The sequence below is a fragment of the Streptomyces sparsogenes subsp. cuspidosporus genome (genome assembly GCF_039532705.1).
GTDB classification, from domain to species: domain Bacteria; phylum Actinomycetota; class Actinomycetes; order Streptomycetales; family Streptomycetaceae; genus Streptomyces; species Streptomyces sparsogenes.
Genome location: NZ_BAAASD010000037.1, coordinates 15938 through 30481 on the forward strand (window position 1 = coordinate 15938; position 14544 = coordinate 30481).

At 74.8% G+C, this 14544-nt stretch carries 14 protein-coding genes and 1 riboswitch; of the genes, 6 read left to right on the forward strand and 8 right to left on the reverse strand.

Features of this window, described 5'->3' with window-relative positions:
- Positions 1-90 precede the first annotated feature (90 nt).
- The 3 genes from ABFY07_RS31920 to ABFY07_RS31930 all read right to left on the reverse strand — a co-directional run bounded on the left by ABFY07_RS31920 (position 91) and on the right by ABFY07_RS31930 (position 2146).
- A complete protein-coding gene (locus ABFY07_RS31920) occupies positions 91-486 on the reverse strand; it encodes a DUF3040 domain-containing protein (protein WP_346177835.1) in 396 nt (131 codons plus the stop codon).
- A gap of 279 nt (positions 487-765) precedes the next feature.
- Positions 766-1554 (reverse strand): methyltransferase, encoded by a 789-nt coding sequence (locus tag ABFY07_RS31925; RefSeq protein WP_346177836.1) that lies wholly within the window; start codon positions 1552-1554, stop codon positions 766-768.
- A 76-nt stretch (positions 1555-1630) separates the two neighbouring features.
- A complete protein-coding gene (locus tag ABFY07_RS31930) occupies positions 1631-2146 on the reverse strand; it encodes an SAV_6107 family HEPN domain-containing protein (protein WP_346177837.1) in 516 nt (171 codons plus the stop codon).
- Positions 2147-2418: 272 nt separating this feature from the next.
- Here ABFY07_RS31930 and ABFY07_RS31935 point away from each other — a divergent pair, with 272 nt between their 5' ends.
- The 4 genes from ABFY07_RS31935 (at position 2419) to ABFY07_RS31950 (ending at position 7963) form a co-directional block, all read left to right on the forward strand.
- Complete coding sequence (locus tag ABFY07_RS31935; protein WP_346177838.1) at positions 2419-3312, forward strand: ATP-binding cassette domain-containing protein; 894 nt, start codon at positions 2419-2421, stop codon at positions 3310-3312.
- Positions 3284-5368 carry a YhgE/Pip family protein gene (locus tag ABFY07_RS31940; protein WP_346177839.1) on the forward strand — a complete coding sequence of 695 codons (2085 nt, stop codon included), beginning with the start codon at positions 3284-3286 and terminating at the stop codon, positions 5366-5368. Before ABFY07_RS31935 ends, ABFY07_RS31940 begins: the two co-directional genes overlap by 29 nt.
- 58 nt (positions 5369-5426) lie before the next feature.
- Positions 5427-6074, forward strand: a complete 648-nt coding sequence (locus tag ABFY07_RS31945; RefSeq protein ID WP_346177840.1) for a TetR/AcrR family transcriptional regulator — start codon at positions 5427-5429, stop codon at positions 6072-6074.
- Between the two features lie 302 nt (positions 6075-6376).
- The gene (locus ABFY07_RS31950) at positions 6377-7963 is read left to right on the forward strand and encodes a phytoene desaturase family protein (protein WP_346177841.1); all 1587 of its coding nucleotides are present in this window, start codon (positions 6377-6379) and stop codon (positions 7961-7963) included.
- 259 nt (positions 7964-8222) lie between these two features.
- Here ABFY07_RS31950 and ABFY07_RS31955 read toward each other — a convergent pair whose 3' ends face one another.
- The 5 genes from ABFY07_RS31955 to ABFY07_RS31975 form a co-directional block, all read right to left on the reverse strand.
- The gene (locus ABFY07_RS31955) at positions 8223-9197 is read right to left on the reverse strand and encodes a hypothetical protein (protein ID WP_346177842.1); all 975 of its coding nucleotides are present in this window, start codon (positions 9195-9197) and stop codon (positions 8223-8225) included.
- A 39-nt stretch (positions 9198-9236) separates the two neighbouring features.
- Positions 9237-10154, reverse strand: a complete 918-nt coding sequence (metF, locus tag ABFY07_RS31960) for a methylenetetrahydrofolate reductase [NAD(P)H] (protein WP_346177843.1) — start codon at positions 10152-10154, stop codon at positions 9237-9239.
- Between the two features lie 143 nt (positions 10155-10297).
- A complete protein-coding gene (thiE, locus tag ABFY07_RS31965) occupies positions 10298-10954 on the reverse strand; it encodes a thiamine phosphate synthase (protein ID WP_346177844.1) in 657 nt (218 codons plus the stop codon).
- A gap of 173 nt (positions 10955-11127) precedes the next feature.
- A complete protein-coding gene (locus tag ABFY07_RS31970; RefSeq protein ID WP_065958576.1) occupies positions 11128-11493 on the reverse strand; it encodes an Rv2175c family DNA-binding protein in 366 nt (121 codons plus the stop codon).
- 90 nt (positions 11494-11583) lie between these two features.
- Positions 11584-12834, reverse strand: coding sequence for an NAD(P)/FAD-dependent oxidoreductase (locus ABFY07_RS31975; RefSeq protein WP_346177845.1), 1251 nt, complete (start codon positions 12832-12834; stop codon positions 11584-11586).
- A gap of 119 nt (positions 12835-12953) precedes the next feature.
- Positions 12954-13068: riboswitch (TPP riboswitch) on the forward strand.
- On the opposite strand from ABFY07_RS31975, the gene thiO reads away from it, so the two are divergent.
- Entirely contained in the window at positions 13065-14279 is a 1215-nt protein-coding gene (gene thiO / locus ABFY07_RS31980) for a glycine oxidase ThiO (RefSeq protein ID WP_346177846.1), read from the forward strand. (Overlaps the previous riboswitch by 4 nt.)
- 50 nt (positions 14280-14329) lie before the next feature.
- Positions 14330-14530, forward strand: coding sequence for a sulfur carrier protein ThiS (gene thiS, locus ABFY07_RS31985; protein ID WP_346177890.1), 201 nt, complete (start codon positions 14330-14332; stop codon positions 14528-14530).
- Positions 14531-14544 lie beyond the last annotated feature (14 nt).

Sequence of the window (14544 nt, forward strand, 5' to 3'; positions counted from 1 at the left end):
CGTGGCCTTGCCGCTCATGCGCGGCCCTGCCCTGCCGGACGGCGTATGCGCTCAGCGGCCCGGAAGGCGCTCAGCCGGCCCCGCAGGACCTCAGTGGCCCTGCTCGTCGCGGCGGCGCTGCCACCGCTCCTCGATCCGGCTCATCATGGAGCGGCGCGAACGGCTCTGGCGCCGGGCCGTGGGCCCGCCCGCCTGGGGTCGCTCACCGGGCTTGGGCGCCTTGCGCCAGCCGGTCACCGCGAGTCCGGCGCACCCCAGCATGACGAGGAACCCCACCACGCTGATCCAGATCTGCTGCGGGATGATCACGCCGACCATCAGGAGCGCGACGCCTACCAGAAAGCCCGCGATCGCCTGGTAGACCCGTCGCCGGGTGTACGTGCGCAGGCCGGTGCCCTCAAGCGCTGTCGCGAACTTGGGGTCTTCGGCGTACAGCGCTCGCTCCATTTGCTCGAGCATGCGCTGCTCGTGCTCCGAGAGCGGCACGGAGTCCTCCTACTCGTCGGTCGCGGGGGGCGACCGGGGTGCGACCCTTTCAGGATAGGCAGGGAATCGCCCCCGTGAAACCCGCCCCTCTGCGCCAATTCGTCACCGGTACGGCGTGGCGTTTGTTGACGCTGAGACCTGCATTCCCCTCCCGCCCATCCGCCATGCCGGACGGTTACCCCGATCATACGGGGACAAGCGGCCGATCGGGGGGCCTGTGGCCTACTCCATCCACCCCGCCCGTCCCGCGGTCACGCAGGTGGGAGGGGTGGGTAGCGGTCAGTCGCGCTCCGCCAGCACATGCAGCTGGGTGGCGACCGCGTGGAAGGCGGGCAGCTCGGCGGCGGCCGCCTCCAGCTGAAGCAGGGCCTCCAGCGCGTCGGGCTCGGTGTCGACCAGTACTCCGGGCACCAGGTCGGCGAAGACCCGCACCCCGTGCACCGCGCCGACCTCCAGGCCCGCCGCCTCGACCAGTTCGGTCAGTTGCTCGGAGGTGAAGCGGCGGGGCACCGGGTCGCCGGCGCCCCAGCGGCCCGCCGGATCGGCAAGCGCTTGCCGGGCCTCGGTGAAGTGACCGGCCAACGCCCTGGCGAGCACGGCGCCGCCGAGGCCCGCGGCGAGCACGCTGAGGGTGCCGGCCGGGCGCAGGGCCGCCACCGCGTTCCTCAGGCCCTCGGCGGGGTCGTCCACGTACTCCAGCACGCCATGGCACAGCACCACGTCGTAACCGCCGCGCTCGGCCACGTCGAACAGGCCATGGGCATCCCCCTGGATGCCGCGGACCCGGTCGGCGACCCCGGCCTCGGCGGCCCGCCGCTCCAGCGCGAACAGCGCGTTGGGGCTCGGATCGACCACGGTGACCCGGTGGCCGAGGCGGGCGACCGGCACGGCGAAGTTGCCGCTGCCGCCTCCGGTGTCGAGCACGTCGAGCACACCGGGCGCGCCCTCGCCCGCGCCCTGCGCGGGAGCCTGGCCCACCGCCTTGACCCGGCGGTCCAGGGCGTCTTTGAGGACCTCCCACACCACGGCGGTACGGAGGGACGCACGGGGGCGCAGCGGGTCTGACACGGCGGGTGGCTCCTCGGCGGGGTGCCGCCACCGCCTGCGGCGGTGACGACGAGTTACTGACGTCGGCGCTCCCAGCCTATTGCCTCTGCTGGGACTGCCGCTCGGGCAGGGCGGGCTGGAGGGCCAGCATCCGCTCGACCAGGCGCAGGAACGTCGCGGCGGCGCGCCGCAGGTCGTCCGCGTCCCGGCAGGTGGCCGCGCCCGGTATGCCCGCCTCGGCGCGGGCCCGGCGGTCGGCGCCGGCGGCGAACAGGGCGCTCCACTCGGTCAGTTCGGGGGCGACCTCGGGCAGCACCTCCCAGGCGCTGCGGATCCGCGCGCGGCGGCGCGCGGTGGGCTCGGGGCGGCCGCGCACGGCGAGCACGGCGGCCGCCGTGCGCAGGGCGGCCAGATGGGCGGTGGCGAAGCGCTCGTTGGCGGTCTCGAGACCGGCGGCCTCCTCGAGGCCGTGGTGGGCCTGGGCGAGCAGGTCGAGCGCGGCGGGCGGGGCGGCCGCGCGGCGCAGGACGGGATGGACATCGCTCGCGGGGCCGGTCAACGAAGGGGCAGGGGCGGCGGCACGGTGCCGGCGCGCTGCGGCGGTACTGGCCATGACGAACCTCCTGTCGTCGCGTGGCGGCCGATCGTGTGGTAGAGCGACCGCCGTATGGGTCCATCGTGGGGCACACCACTGACAATCGGCCCTGACCTGCGCGAACGCCCCCCCCAACGGCGCCCGATGGCCGGGACCGTCGGCACCCGGCCGGCAAGACCGGCGGCCCCCCACCGGCGAGACCGGCGGCACCCGGTTGGCGAGCGGGCCCGACAATGCGTCATACTCGTTTTTGCACTGACCAGTCAGTTCAATCAAGGGAGTGGGTTCTCGTGGAGAGCACCCCGACCGGAGCGGCCGTCACGGCCGAGGGGCTGGGCGTCCAGGGCCCGCACGGCTGGGCGTTCCGCGATGTCGCCGTCGCCGCCGACCCGGGCTCGCTGATCGCCGTGGCCGGACCGTCGGGTTCCGGCCGTACCTGTCTGCTGCTCACGCTCACCGGCCGGATGCGGCCCACGGAGGGCCGTGCCGAGGTCGCAGGTCTCCGTGTGCCCCGACAAATGGCGGCCATACGGCGCATCAGCGCCCTCGCCCATGTGCCGGGCGTCACCGACCTGGAGCCCGCGCTCACGGTCGGCGAGCACCTGCGCGAGCGCGCGCTGCTGCAGCGCCGGTTCGCCGACTCCCCGCGCGGGCTGCTGCGGCCCCGGCGGGAGCGCGCGGCCGAGTCCCGGGCCCGGATCGAGACGGCGCTCGGCGACGCCGGGCTGGACCTGGAGACGCTGCCCAAGGGCCCGCGCACGGCCGTACGGGACCTGGAGCGGCTGGAGGCGCTGCGGCTGTCGGTGGCGCTCGCGCTGGTCTCCCGGCCCCGGCTGCTGGCGGTCGACGACATCGACCTGAAGCTCTCGGACGCCGAGCGCGAGCAGGCGTGGGCGCTGCTGCGGGGCCTCACGGAGGCGGGCCGCACGGTCCTGGCGGTGTGCGGCCAGGCCCCGGACGGCGCGGTCATGGTCTCCACCGCGCCCGAGAACGAGAACACCGAGAACACCGGGGCCACCGAGAACACCGGGGACACCGAGAACACCGGGGCCACCGAGAACACCGGGGCCACCGAGGACGCCGGGGCCACCGAGGACGACCGGGCCGCGAAGGGCGCAGGGCAGGACGAGAAGGACGGGAAAGAGGGGGCGGCGGATGCGCTCGTCGAAACTGGCCGCGCTTGAGCTGAGGCGGTTCGGCAGGGGCCGGCTCCCCCGGGCGGCGCTCGCCGCCCTGGTCCTGCTGCCGCTGCTCTACGGCGCGCTGTACCTGTGGTCGTTCTGGGATCCGTACGGACGCCTCGACAAGCTCCCGGTCGCGCTCGTCAACGCCGACACCGGCGCCACCGGCAAGGGGGAGAAGATCCACGCGGGGGACGAGATCACCCGCAACCTGCTGCGCAGCGACACCTTCGACTGGCACCGCACCAGCGCCGCCGAGGCCCGCCGGGGGGTGGAGGACGGCACGTACTACCTGTCGCTGACCATACCCGCGGACTTCAGCGAGCGGGTGGCCTCCAGCTCCGGCGACTCGCCCGAGACCGGCGCCCTCCAGGTGCGCACCAACGACGCCAACAACTACATCGTCGGCCAGATCTCCCGCACGGTCTTCTCCGAGGTCCGCTCCGCCGCCTCCACCAAGGCGTCCCGCTCCTTCTACGACAAGATCTACGTGTCGTTCTCCGACATCCACGGCGAGACGGAGAAGGCCGCCAAGGGCGCCGACAAGCTCGACGAAGGCATCGGGAAGGCCGAGAAGGGCGCGAACGACCTCGCCAAGGGCCTGGGCCGGGCCAAGAAGGGCGCGCATTCGCTCAAGAGCGGGCTGACCACGCTCAACCGGGGTGCGGGCACCCTGGAGACGGGCGCGGGCAAGGTCGCCGACGGCACGCAGGCCCTCTCGGACAAGGTCAACAGCGTGGCGGGCAAGGTGGGTCCGTTCCTCAAGCAGAACGGCGAGGAGATCGGCAGGGTCGCCCAGCGGGTCGCCGACGCCTCCAAGAAAGCCTCGGACAGCCTCGGCGACCTCCCCACCCAGGCCGCCGACGCCGCCACCAAGGCCCGCGCGGCCTCCGACGAGCTGGCCGCCGACTACCAGACGCGCTGCGAGGGCGCGGTGGAACTCGCCCCCGACTGCCCGGCGTTGAAGAAGGCGGTCGGCGCGGCCGACACCGCCGCCGACGTGGCCGAGGACGTCGACGACCTCATCCAGGACCACACCGCCGAACTCACCACGCTCGGGAACCACCTGGACGACCTGCACGACAAGTCACAATGGCTCGCCGACAACGCCCCGCACCTCGGCGACGACCTCGACAACGCCGTCGCCAAGATCAACGCCCTCAACTCGGGCGCGCACAAGGTCGCCAAGGGGGCCGACCGCCTCCACACCGGGCTCACGACCGCCAAGGGCGGCGCGTCCACCCTGGACACCGGCCTCGGCACGCTCCGCGACGGCGCCGGCTCGCTCAGCGGCGGGCTGATCAAGCTCTCCGACGGCTCCGGCAAGCTCTCCGGCGGCCTGCACGACGGCGCCGCGAAGATCCCCGACTACGACAAGAAGGACCGGGACGCGCGTACGGAGGTGATGGCCGACCCCGTCCAGCTCGCCAGCCGGGACCTGCACCAGGCGCCCAACTACGGCACCGGCTTCGCCCCGTACTTCATCCCGCTCTCCCTCTGGGTCGGCGCGATGGTCGCCTACATGCTGATCCCGCCGCTCAACCGGCGCGCCCTGGCCGCGGGCGCCTCCTCCTGGCGGGTGGCGCTGGCGGGCTGGCTGCCGGTCGTGGCGATCGGCGTGCTGCAGACGGCGGCGCTGATGGCCGTGCTGCACTGGGCGGTGGGGCTGCGGATGGCCCGGGCCGCGGGGACGATCGGCTTCCTGTTCCTGGTGGCCGCCTGCTTCGCGGCGATCGTGCAGTGGCTGAGCGCCCGCTTCGGACCGGCCGGCCGGATCCTGGTGCTGGCCCTGCTGATGCTCCAGCTGACCTCGGCGGGCGGCACCTATCCGGTGCAGACCAGCCCCCGGTTCTTCAACGCCCTCCACCCCTTCCTGCCGATGAGCTACGTCGTGGACGCGCTGCGCCGGCTCATCACGGGCGGCGGGCTCGGCCCGGTGTGGCTGGCCTGCGGGGTGCTGCTCGGGTTCACCGCGGCGACCCTCGCCCTCACCGCCTGGTCCGCCCGGCGGGGGCAGGTCTGGTCGGTCAAACGGCTGCACCCGGAGCTGAGCCTGTGATCGCGGAGGGAACGGACCTGTGAGCGAGACCACTTCGGCAGCGGGCACAATCAGCGCCATGGACAGCAGCAGCACGCGTCGCCAGGCCACCCGGCAGAAGCTCTTCGAGGCAGCGGTCACCCTCATCGCGGAGCAGGGGTTCTCCTCCACCACCGTCGACGAGATCGCCGAGCGGGCCGGGGTGGCCAAGGGCACGGTGTACTACAACTTCGCGAGCAAGACCATGCTCTTCGAGGAGCTGCTGCGGCACGGCATCGAGCTGCTGACCGCCTCGCTGCAGAGCGCCGCCGACGAGACCGCCGAGCGCGGCGGCGGCCCCGTCGACGCGCTGGACGCCATGGTCCGCGCGGGCCTGGGGTTCATCGCGCGCTACCCGTCGCTGACCCAGCTGTACGTCGCCGAGCTGTGGCGCACCAACCGCGCCTGGCAGTCCACGCTGATGGTGGTGCGCCGGCAGGCCATAGCGGTGATCGAGTCGGTGCTGCGGGAGGGCGTGGCCGCCGGGGAGCTGAGCGAGGACATCGACATCCCGCTGACCGCCTCGGCGCTCTTCGGAATGGTGCTGGTGGCGGCGCTGGACTGGCAGTCGTACCAGCCGGAGCGGTCGCTGGACGACGTGCACGCCGCGCTGTCCCGGCTGCTGCAGGGGCGCGTGGGCGGCGCTTCGCCCAAGGGCCCGGCCAGAGGCGTCGGCGCCCCGGGCTGAGCCCGGCCCCTGGCAAAAAGGCGCTGTTCTGGTGCGGTTCGAACCCCGATCGATCCGCGCCGGAACAGCGCCTCCCCCCGGGAGAATCCCCCGACGCGTCCGGGTCGCCACGCCGTTCCGCCGCCCCGTGTCGGCGGTCCGGCGCCGCGCCCCTTCCGCGCCCACCACTCTTCCTTCCGCGCAGGTCATGACCCATCCGCGCGATTACTCATCTGTCCGACTAGGTACGCGTACTCAAGCCCTGGGCGCTTCTCCCCAGGCCACGGTGTCCGCTGTCGGTGGCGGCGGATAAAGTCGCGGTCATGGCACGGATTGCGGTGATCGGCGCCGGGATGGGCGCCATGGCGGCCGCCGCCCGGCTGGCCGTCGCGGGCCACCAGGTGGCGGTGTACGAGCGCGGGCGGACCCATGGCGGCGGGGTCGGGCGCTTCGAGCGGGGCGGGTTCGCCTTCGACACCGGCCCCGGGCTGCTCCACCTGCCCGCCGTCTACCGCGATCTGTTCGTGAAGACGGGCAAGGAGACCCTGGAGCAGTGCGTCGAGCTGACCCAGGTCGACCCCGCGAGCCGGCACCTCTTCGCCGACGGCACGGACGTCCCGCTGCCCAACGCCTCGCGGGCCGGGGTGGTCCGGGCGCTGGACGACGCCTTCGGCGCGGGCGCGGGCGAGCGCTGGAGCGACCTGGTCAACCGGGCCCGCGAGGCCTGGGACGCCACCCGCAGACCGCTGCTCGAGGAGCCGCTGCGCGCGGACTGGCGGGCCCTGGGCCGCGACCCCTATCCGGCGCCCGCCCGCCGCGGGATCTCCGGCTGGCTCCGCCGGGACGGCGGGCGGCCGGCCACGCTCGCCGATGTGGCGCGCCGCGAGCTGAGGGACCCCAGGGCCGCCGCCCTGCTGGAGAGCCACGCGCTCGCGCACAGCCTCGATCCGCGCACCGCCCCGGCCGGCGCCGCGGTGCTGCCGTATCTGGAGCAGACCTTCGGCACCTGGTACGCGCGCGGCGGGATGCGGGCGCTGGCCGACGCGCTGTACGAGCGCTGCCGGGCGCGGAAGGTGAGGTTCTCCTTCGGGGCCGAGGTCGTCGGCATCCTGGAGAAGGACGGGCGCGCGGCGGGCGTGGAGCTGGCGGACGGCTCCGTGGCGGAGGCTGACGCGGTGGTGGCCGGCGTCGCCCCGGCGCTGCTGCCCGCGCTGCTGGGCGGCGCCGAGCCCTGGCGCGACGGCGATGTGCGGCCCGCCGGCGACCCCGCGACCGGAGCCGGGGCCGGAGCCGGGGCCGGCGGCGGGGCGGCGGGGCGGCTCACGGTCTTCCTCGCGCTGCGCGGTGCCCGCCCCCGGGACGCCGCCCACCGCACCGTGGTCCACACCCCGGACCGGGAGGCCGAGCTGGCGGCCGCCTTCGGCGAGGCCGGCGACGGCCGCGGGACGCGCGAGCCGTGCCCCCGCCCGACGGTGACCGTGCTGCGCCCGGACGACCCCACCACCCGCCCCGACGAGGACCACGAGGCCGTCACGCTCACCGCCACCGTCGCCCCGCACGGCCCGGTGGACTGGATCGACGGTCCGGCCGCCGAGCAGGACGCGGAGCGGCTCGTGGCGGCCGCCGAGGCGGCGATACCGGGGCTGCGCGACCGGCTGCTGTGGCGGGAGGTGCGCACCCCCGCCGACACCGCCGCGGACACCGCCGCCCCGGGCGGCGCCGTGCCCGGCCCCGCGCTGGCCGGCGCGGACGGGCGCTTCCTGCGTCCGGCGAATCTCACGCGCCTGCCGGGGCTGTATCTGGCGGGCGGCTGGGCGCATCCGGGCGGCGGGCTCGCCCATGCGGGGATGTCGGGCGCGATGGTGGCCGGGCTGATCGTCGACGGGGCGGACTGGCGCGGCTCCCAGTGACGGGAAGCGAGGCCCGCTCCCGGACGCCCGCCGGGCGTCCCCGGCGGCGCGGCTCGCCGCCCGGGCCGGCTCCGCCCCGTCCGGCCGCAGGCCCGCTCGGCCCCGGCGCGGCCGGGGCGTGCCGGACCCACCGGTCCCGCGAGGCCACGCGGGGCGCCCGCCGCGCGCCCCGGGGCCGGGGGCTTGCCCCGGCCGGGGGAAGGGGCGGGGCGGGGAGACAGACCCCGCGCCGCCCGGTGGGACCGGCAGGCGTCAGGCGTCAGTAGCGGTAGCGCTCGTCGTAGCCGCCGTTGTAGTCCTGCTGCTGGTAGGGGTACGGCGGCTGGTCGTGCGGGAGGTCGTCGCCGTCGCGCTGCTGGGGGACCCACGGCCCGCCGGGCTCCATGCTCGCCTCGGGGGCGTACTGCTGCTGACCGCCGTAGGAGGGCTCCGCCGCGTAGTGGTCGCCGAGGCCGCCCGTGCCGTACTGGTCGTGGCCGTAGGAGGCGTACTGCCCGGCGTACTGCTGGTGGGCGTATTGCTGGTCGTAGCCCGCCTGTTGCGGCTCGTACCCGGGCTGCGGGGAGCCGCCGTACGGGTCGCCGTAGCCGCCGTAGCCGTCGGTGCCGTATCCGTACTGGCCGGCGTCCGCGTAGGCGTCCTGGCCGTGGTCCTGGCCCGTGCCGTAGGCAGGGCTCCCGGCGTGGCCGTCGTGATGGCCGTCGTGATGGCCGTCGGGGGTGCCGTAGCCGCCGTAGGTCTCGTAGCCTCCGTAACCCCCGGTCCCGCCGGCCCCGGCCGTCTGCGCGGCCTGCGCGCCGTGCGCGGCGGAGTCGCCGTAGACGCCGTACTCACCCGTGTCGTCGGGCAGCGGCTCCGGCTGGTACGCGGTCGGCTCCTGCTGCGACACCGGGACCGCCTCGAGGTCGGAGACCTCGAGCGTCGGCTCGGCGTCCGGCGGGGGCGGCGCGCTCTCGCGCTCCCCGCGGCTGAGGCCCGGTACGCCGCGCAGCGCCCACCCGGCGGCAAAGCCGCGCCGGAAGGACAGCGTGACGTAGGTCTGGCCGACCGCGAAGGCGATCGCGCCCGCACCGATCACCCACACCGACGGGACGAGCACGCCGACCACCACTCCGAGGAAGCCGGTGAAAGCGAGGAGCCGCCAGCGCAACCGTGCCTTGTACTGCAGCAGCACCTCGCCCAGCAGCCACAGCGCGACGATGCCGAACGCGATGTAGAGGACCGTCCAGCCCATGCCCGCCCCTCTCGTGCGGCCGCCCGTCGGCTGCCGTCATCAGGACCGCTGATGCAGTCCCAGATTCTCGTAGATCTCCAGCGTCGCCGGGGAGTGGTTCAGCGTAATGAAGTGCAGTCCGGGGATCTCCTCGGCCATCAACCGCGCGCACAACTGGGTGGCGTAGTCGATCCCGATCGAGCGTACAGCCGCCGCGTCGTCCTTGACCGCCAGGATCCGCTCCGCGAGGTCCGGAGGGAAGGCGGCGTTGCTCAACTGCGCGAACCGCTCGATCTGCCGCACGTTCGTGACGGGCATGATCTCAGGGATGATCGGCGTCGTACAGCCCGCGGCGGCGACCCGGTCGCGGAGCCGCAGATAGTCCTCGGCGTAGAAGAACATCTGAGTGATCGCGAAGTCGGCGCCGGCGCGGCACTTGTCCACGAAGTGGCGGATGTCGGCGTCCCAGTCCGTCGAGCGCGGGTGCATCTCGGGGAAGGCCGCGACGCCGACGCAGAAGTCTCCGGACTCCTTGATCAGCTCGACCAGCTCGGCGGCGTAGGTGACGCCGTCGGGGTGGCGGACCCACTCCCCCATGGGGTCGCCGGGCGGGTCGCCGCGCAGCGCCAGCATGTTGCGGATCCCGGCGCCCGCGTACTGCCCGATGATGTTGCGCAGCTCGGCGCGGGAGTGGTTGACGGCGGTGAGGTGGGCGACCGGGGTGAGGGTGGTGTCGGTCGCGATGTGCTCGGTCACGCGCACGGTCCCCTCGCGGGAGGAGCCGCCCGCGCCGTAGGTCACGGAGACGAAGGTCGGGGAGACTGCTTCGAGCCGGCGGATGGCGTTCCACAGAGTCTGTTCTCCCTTCTCCGTCTTCGGAGCGAAGAACTCGAAGGAATACGACTGCTCGCCGGACGCGAGGAGATCACGCACGGTCCGTGCGCGATCTGTCCTGGTGGAGGCTGTGCCAAGGGCCATACGGGAAGGTTAGCCAGCGGTGGGGCGCACGCCCAGCGGGCCGAGGCGTTATGCCCCTTTCGCCGGGCGTTGGTCCGTACTGCGGACACATCGCGGGAAGAGAGCGGGTCGGCACGGCTCCGCCGGGGCGTGGCCGCGGGGGCTCACAGGGCGTGCGCGCGCACCCGCTTGGCCAGCTCGGCGGCGGCCGCGCCGGGGTCGTCGGCCTCGGTGACGGCCCGGACCACGACGATCCGCCGCGCGCCGGCCTCCAGCACCTCGTCCAGGTTGGCGGCGTCGATCCCGCCGATGGCGAACCAGGGCCGCGCGGTCCTCAGCGCGGCGGTGTACCGCACCAGCGACAGGCCGGGCGCGGGCCGCCCCGGCTTGGTGGGTGTGGGCCAGCAGGGCCCGGTGCAGAAGTAGTCGACGCCCGGCTCGGCGGCCGCGGCCTCCGCCTCGGCCGGCGCGTGGGTGGACCGGCCGATCAGCACATCGGCGCCGAGGATCGCGCGCGCGGCCGGGACGGGGAGGTCGCCCTGGCCGAGGTGCAGCACGTCGGAGCCGATGGCGTGGGCGACGTCCGCCCGGTCGTTGACCGCCAGCAGCTTGCCGTGGCGGCGGCAGGCGTCGGCGAGGACCGCGAGGTGGTCCAGCTCCTCGCGGGCCTCCATGCCCTTGTCGCGCAGCTGGACGATGTCCACCCCGGAGCCCAGCACGGCGTCCAGGAACTCCGGCAGGTCGCCCTGGCGCCGGCGGGCGTCGGTGCACAGGTAGAGCCGGGCGTCGGCGAGCTGCTCGCGGGCGGTGGTGGCGGCCATTGGGACGGCTTTCCCCCTGGGTCGGCGGTGGCGGGACGGGGTGGCGAGGGCGGCGGCACGCAGACGCCGGGTCGGCGGCGTACGGACCGGAGCGGCCGGCCCGTACGCCGCGGTGTGGTGCGGACGGATCAGACGGATGGGATGGATCGGATGGTGCGGACGGATCGGATGGCTCAGACCGCCAGCGCCTGCGCGCGGCGCTTCACCTCGGTGCCGCGATTCTCACGCAGGGCCTGGGCCGGGGTGCCGGGCAGGCTCGGGTCCGGGGTGAAGAGCCACTCCAGCATCTCCTCGTCGCTGAAGCCGTCGTCCTTCAGCAGCGTCAGGGTGCCCACCAGGCCCTTGACGACCTTTCCGTCACCGATGAACTCGGCGGGCACCTGGAGCACCCTGTTCTCGCCACGGCGCACCGCGATCAGCTGACCCTCCTTGACCAGCTGCCGCACGCGGGTCACCTCGACACCGAGCCGTTCGGCGACATCGGGGAGGGTGAGCCAGGCGGGGACGAGAGCATCGATCTTTGCGTCAATCTCGGTCACGGGACAAGCCTGCCATCTGGGACTGACAGTGGGTAGTCGGGCAGCGGACGGCGGGGCGCCCGGCCGCCGCCCGCCGGCCCGCGCGGTGGGTCACAGGACCGCCGACTTCAGCGGCACCGAGGGGTCCGCGGCGCGGGCGCGGTCCAGCCGGGCGCCCTGCTCGATCAGTTTGCGGCCCTGGGCCAGATCGCGCGGACGGCCGACCGCCAGCAGGGCGACCAGCGCCCCCTCGCGCAGCCAGCACACCGACCAGGCCGCGCCCTCCGGGTCGCCGCGCCAGACCAGTTCGTCGGCGGCGGCGTGGTGGCCCGCGTACTGCACGAAGCGGCCGAACTGCTCGGACCAGAAATACGGCACCGGGTCATAGACCGAACCGGTGAAATGCGCGGTCCGGCTGCCGACCACATTGGCGGCGACGGTGCGCGGCCCCTGGAGCGCGTTGTCCCAGTGGTGCACCAGCAGCCGTTCGCCGTAGCGGGCGGAGGGGAACGAGGCGCAGTCCCCGACGGCGTAGACGTCCGGCGCCGAGGCGCGCAGCCGTTCGTCGGCGGCGATGGACCCGTCCGCGGCCAGTTCCACGCCCGAGCCGGCCAGCCAGCCCGTGGCGGGCCGCGCGCCGATGCCGACGACCACCGCGTCGGCCCGCAGCCGGGTGCCGTCGCCGAGCAGCAGGCCCTCCTCGTCCACGGCGGCCACCCGGGCCCCGGTGACCAGCTCGACGCCGTAGTCGGCGTACCAGCCCGCCATGGGGGCGGCGACCTCGGCCGGGAGGGCGCCCGCCAGGGGGCGGTCGGCGGCCTCCACGACGGTCACGGCGCAGCCCGCCTCGCGCGCCGCCGTGGCGAACTCCGCGCCGATCCAGCCCGCCCCGACCACCACGACCGCGCGCTGCCCGGCGAGCACCGGGCGCAGCCGCTCGGCGTCGTCGAGCGTCCGCAGCAGGTGCACGCCGGGCACGCCCTCCGCGCCGGGGAGGGTGATCGGCTCGGCGCCGGTGGCGATGACCAGGACGTCGTACGGCACCGGGCCCGACGAGGTCTCCAGCCGCCGTGCCCCGGTGTCCAGGCCGGTGACGGACACGCCGAGCCGCAGCTCGACGCCGAGCGCGGCGAAGTCCACGTCGAAGGCGGACCCGTCGGCCTTGCCGAGCAGCACGGCCTTGGACAGCGGGGGCCGGTCGTAGGGCTGGTGGGCCTCGGCGCCGAGCAGCAGGACACCCCCGGTCCAGCCCTGCTCGCGCAGCGCGACGGCGGTCTGGACCCCTGCCATTCCCGCGCCGACGATCACCACCTGCTGTCCGCCGCCCCCCGGGGACGCCGGCTTCGTCGTCTCATCGCTCACACGATCACTGTAGGGCGGCGCGCGGGGCCGACCGGTGGAACGACGGACGAGATCTCCGGCACAGCGGGCGAGGGGGCTGGTCTTCCGGGCGGTTCCGGGCTCGTACTAGGGTGGCGGGACGAAGCACTCGCGGGAGCCCGGACGCACCGGGCTGAGAGGGAGGCTGGAGCGGCCTCCGACCGTACGAACCTGATCCGGGTCATGCCGGCGAAGGGAGGGGCGTCACGCCCATGCACGCATCGCACACCTCGGGAGAGCCCGGCGGGCCGTACGACGCGCTGGTCGTCGGAGGCGGGGTCATCGGCCTGGTCACGGCCTGGCGGGCGGCCCAGCGGGGGCTGCGCACCGCGGTCGCCGACCCGGCGCCCGGCGGCGGCGCGGCCGAGGTCGCGGCGGGGATGCTCGCGGCCGTCACCGAGCTGCACTACGGGGAGCAGACGCTGCTCGCCCTCAACCTCGCCTCCGCGCGCCGCTATCCGGAGTTCGTGGCCGAGCTGGAGGAGGCAAGCGGCCAGGACGTCGGCTACCGCGCCTGCGGCACGCTCGCCGTGGCGTTCGACCCCGACGACCGCGCCCAGCTGCGCGAGCTGCACGACTTCCAGCGGCGGCTCGGGCTGGAGTCGCACTGGCTGACGGGGCGCGAATGCCGGCGCCTGGAGCCGATGCTCGCGCCGGGCGTGCGCGGGGGCCTGCGCGTGGACGGGGACCACCAGGTCGATCCGCGGCGGCTGACGGCGGCACTGCTCACGGCGTGCGAGCGCGCGGGCGTCGTCTTCCACCGCGCCCGCGCGGAGCGGCTCACGCGCGCCGCGGACCGCGCGACCGGCGTCGAACTCGCCGACGCCACCCGGCTGACGGCCGGGCGGACCGTCCTGGCCGCGGGCAGCCTCAGCGGACGGCTCGCGGGCGTCCCCCCGGAGGCGCTGCCGCCCGTGCGCCCCGTCAAGGGTCAGGTGCTGCGGCTGCGGGTGCCGCCCGCGTACGCGCCGTTCCTGTCCCGGACCGTACGGGCCCAGGTGCGCGGCGGGCACGTCTATCTGGTGCCGCGCGAGAGCGGCGAGCTGGTCGTCGGCGCGACCTCGGAGGAGCTCGGCTGGGACACCACGGTCACCGCCGGCGGCGTCTACGAACTGCTGCGCGACGCCCATGAGCTGGTGCCCGGCATCACCGAGCTGCCGCTCGTCGAGACCCGCGCCGGGCTGCGCCCCGGCTCCCCCGACAACGCGCCGCTGCTGGGGCCGAGCGCGCTGCCCGGCCTGCTCATGGCCACCGGCCACTACCGCAACGGCGTCCTCCTCACCCCCGTCACGGGCGATGTCATGGCCGAGGTGCTGACGAGCGGTGAGCTGCCGGACGAGGCCCGGCCGTTCTCGCCGCGGCGCTTCCCGGCCACCCGGACCGACGTCCCGCCCGCCACCCCCGTACCGCAGGAGCAGCCCGTATGAGCACCCCCGGCACCGGCCCCAGCCCCGCCCCCGACCCCGGCACCGGCTCCATGACCGTCTCCCTGAACGGCGAGCCCCGTGAGCTCCCCGGCGGGACCACGCTCGACGTGCTGGTCGCGGAGCTGACCCGGGCGCCCTCCGGCGTCGCGGCGGCCGTCAACGAACAGGTCGTCCCGCGCGGACAGTGGCCCGCCACGGCGCTCGGCGACGGGGACCGGGTCGAGGTCCTCACCGCGGTCCAGGGAGGCTGACCCCCGGATGGCCG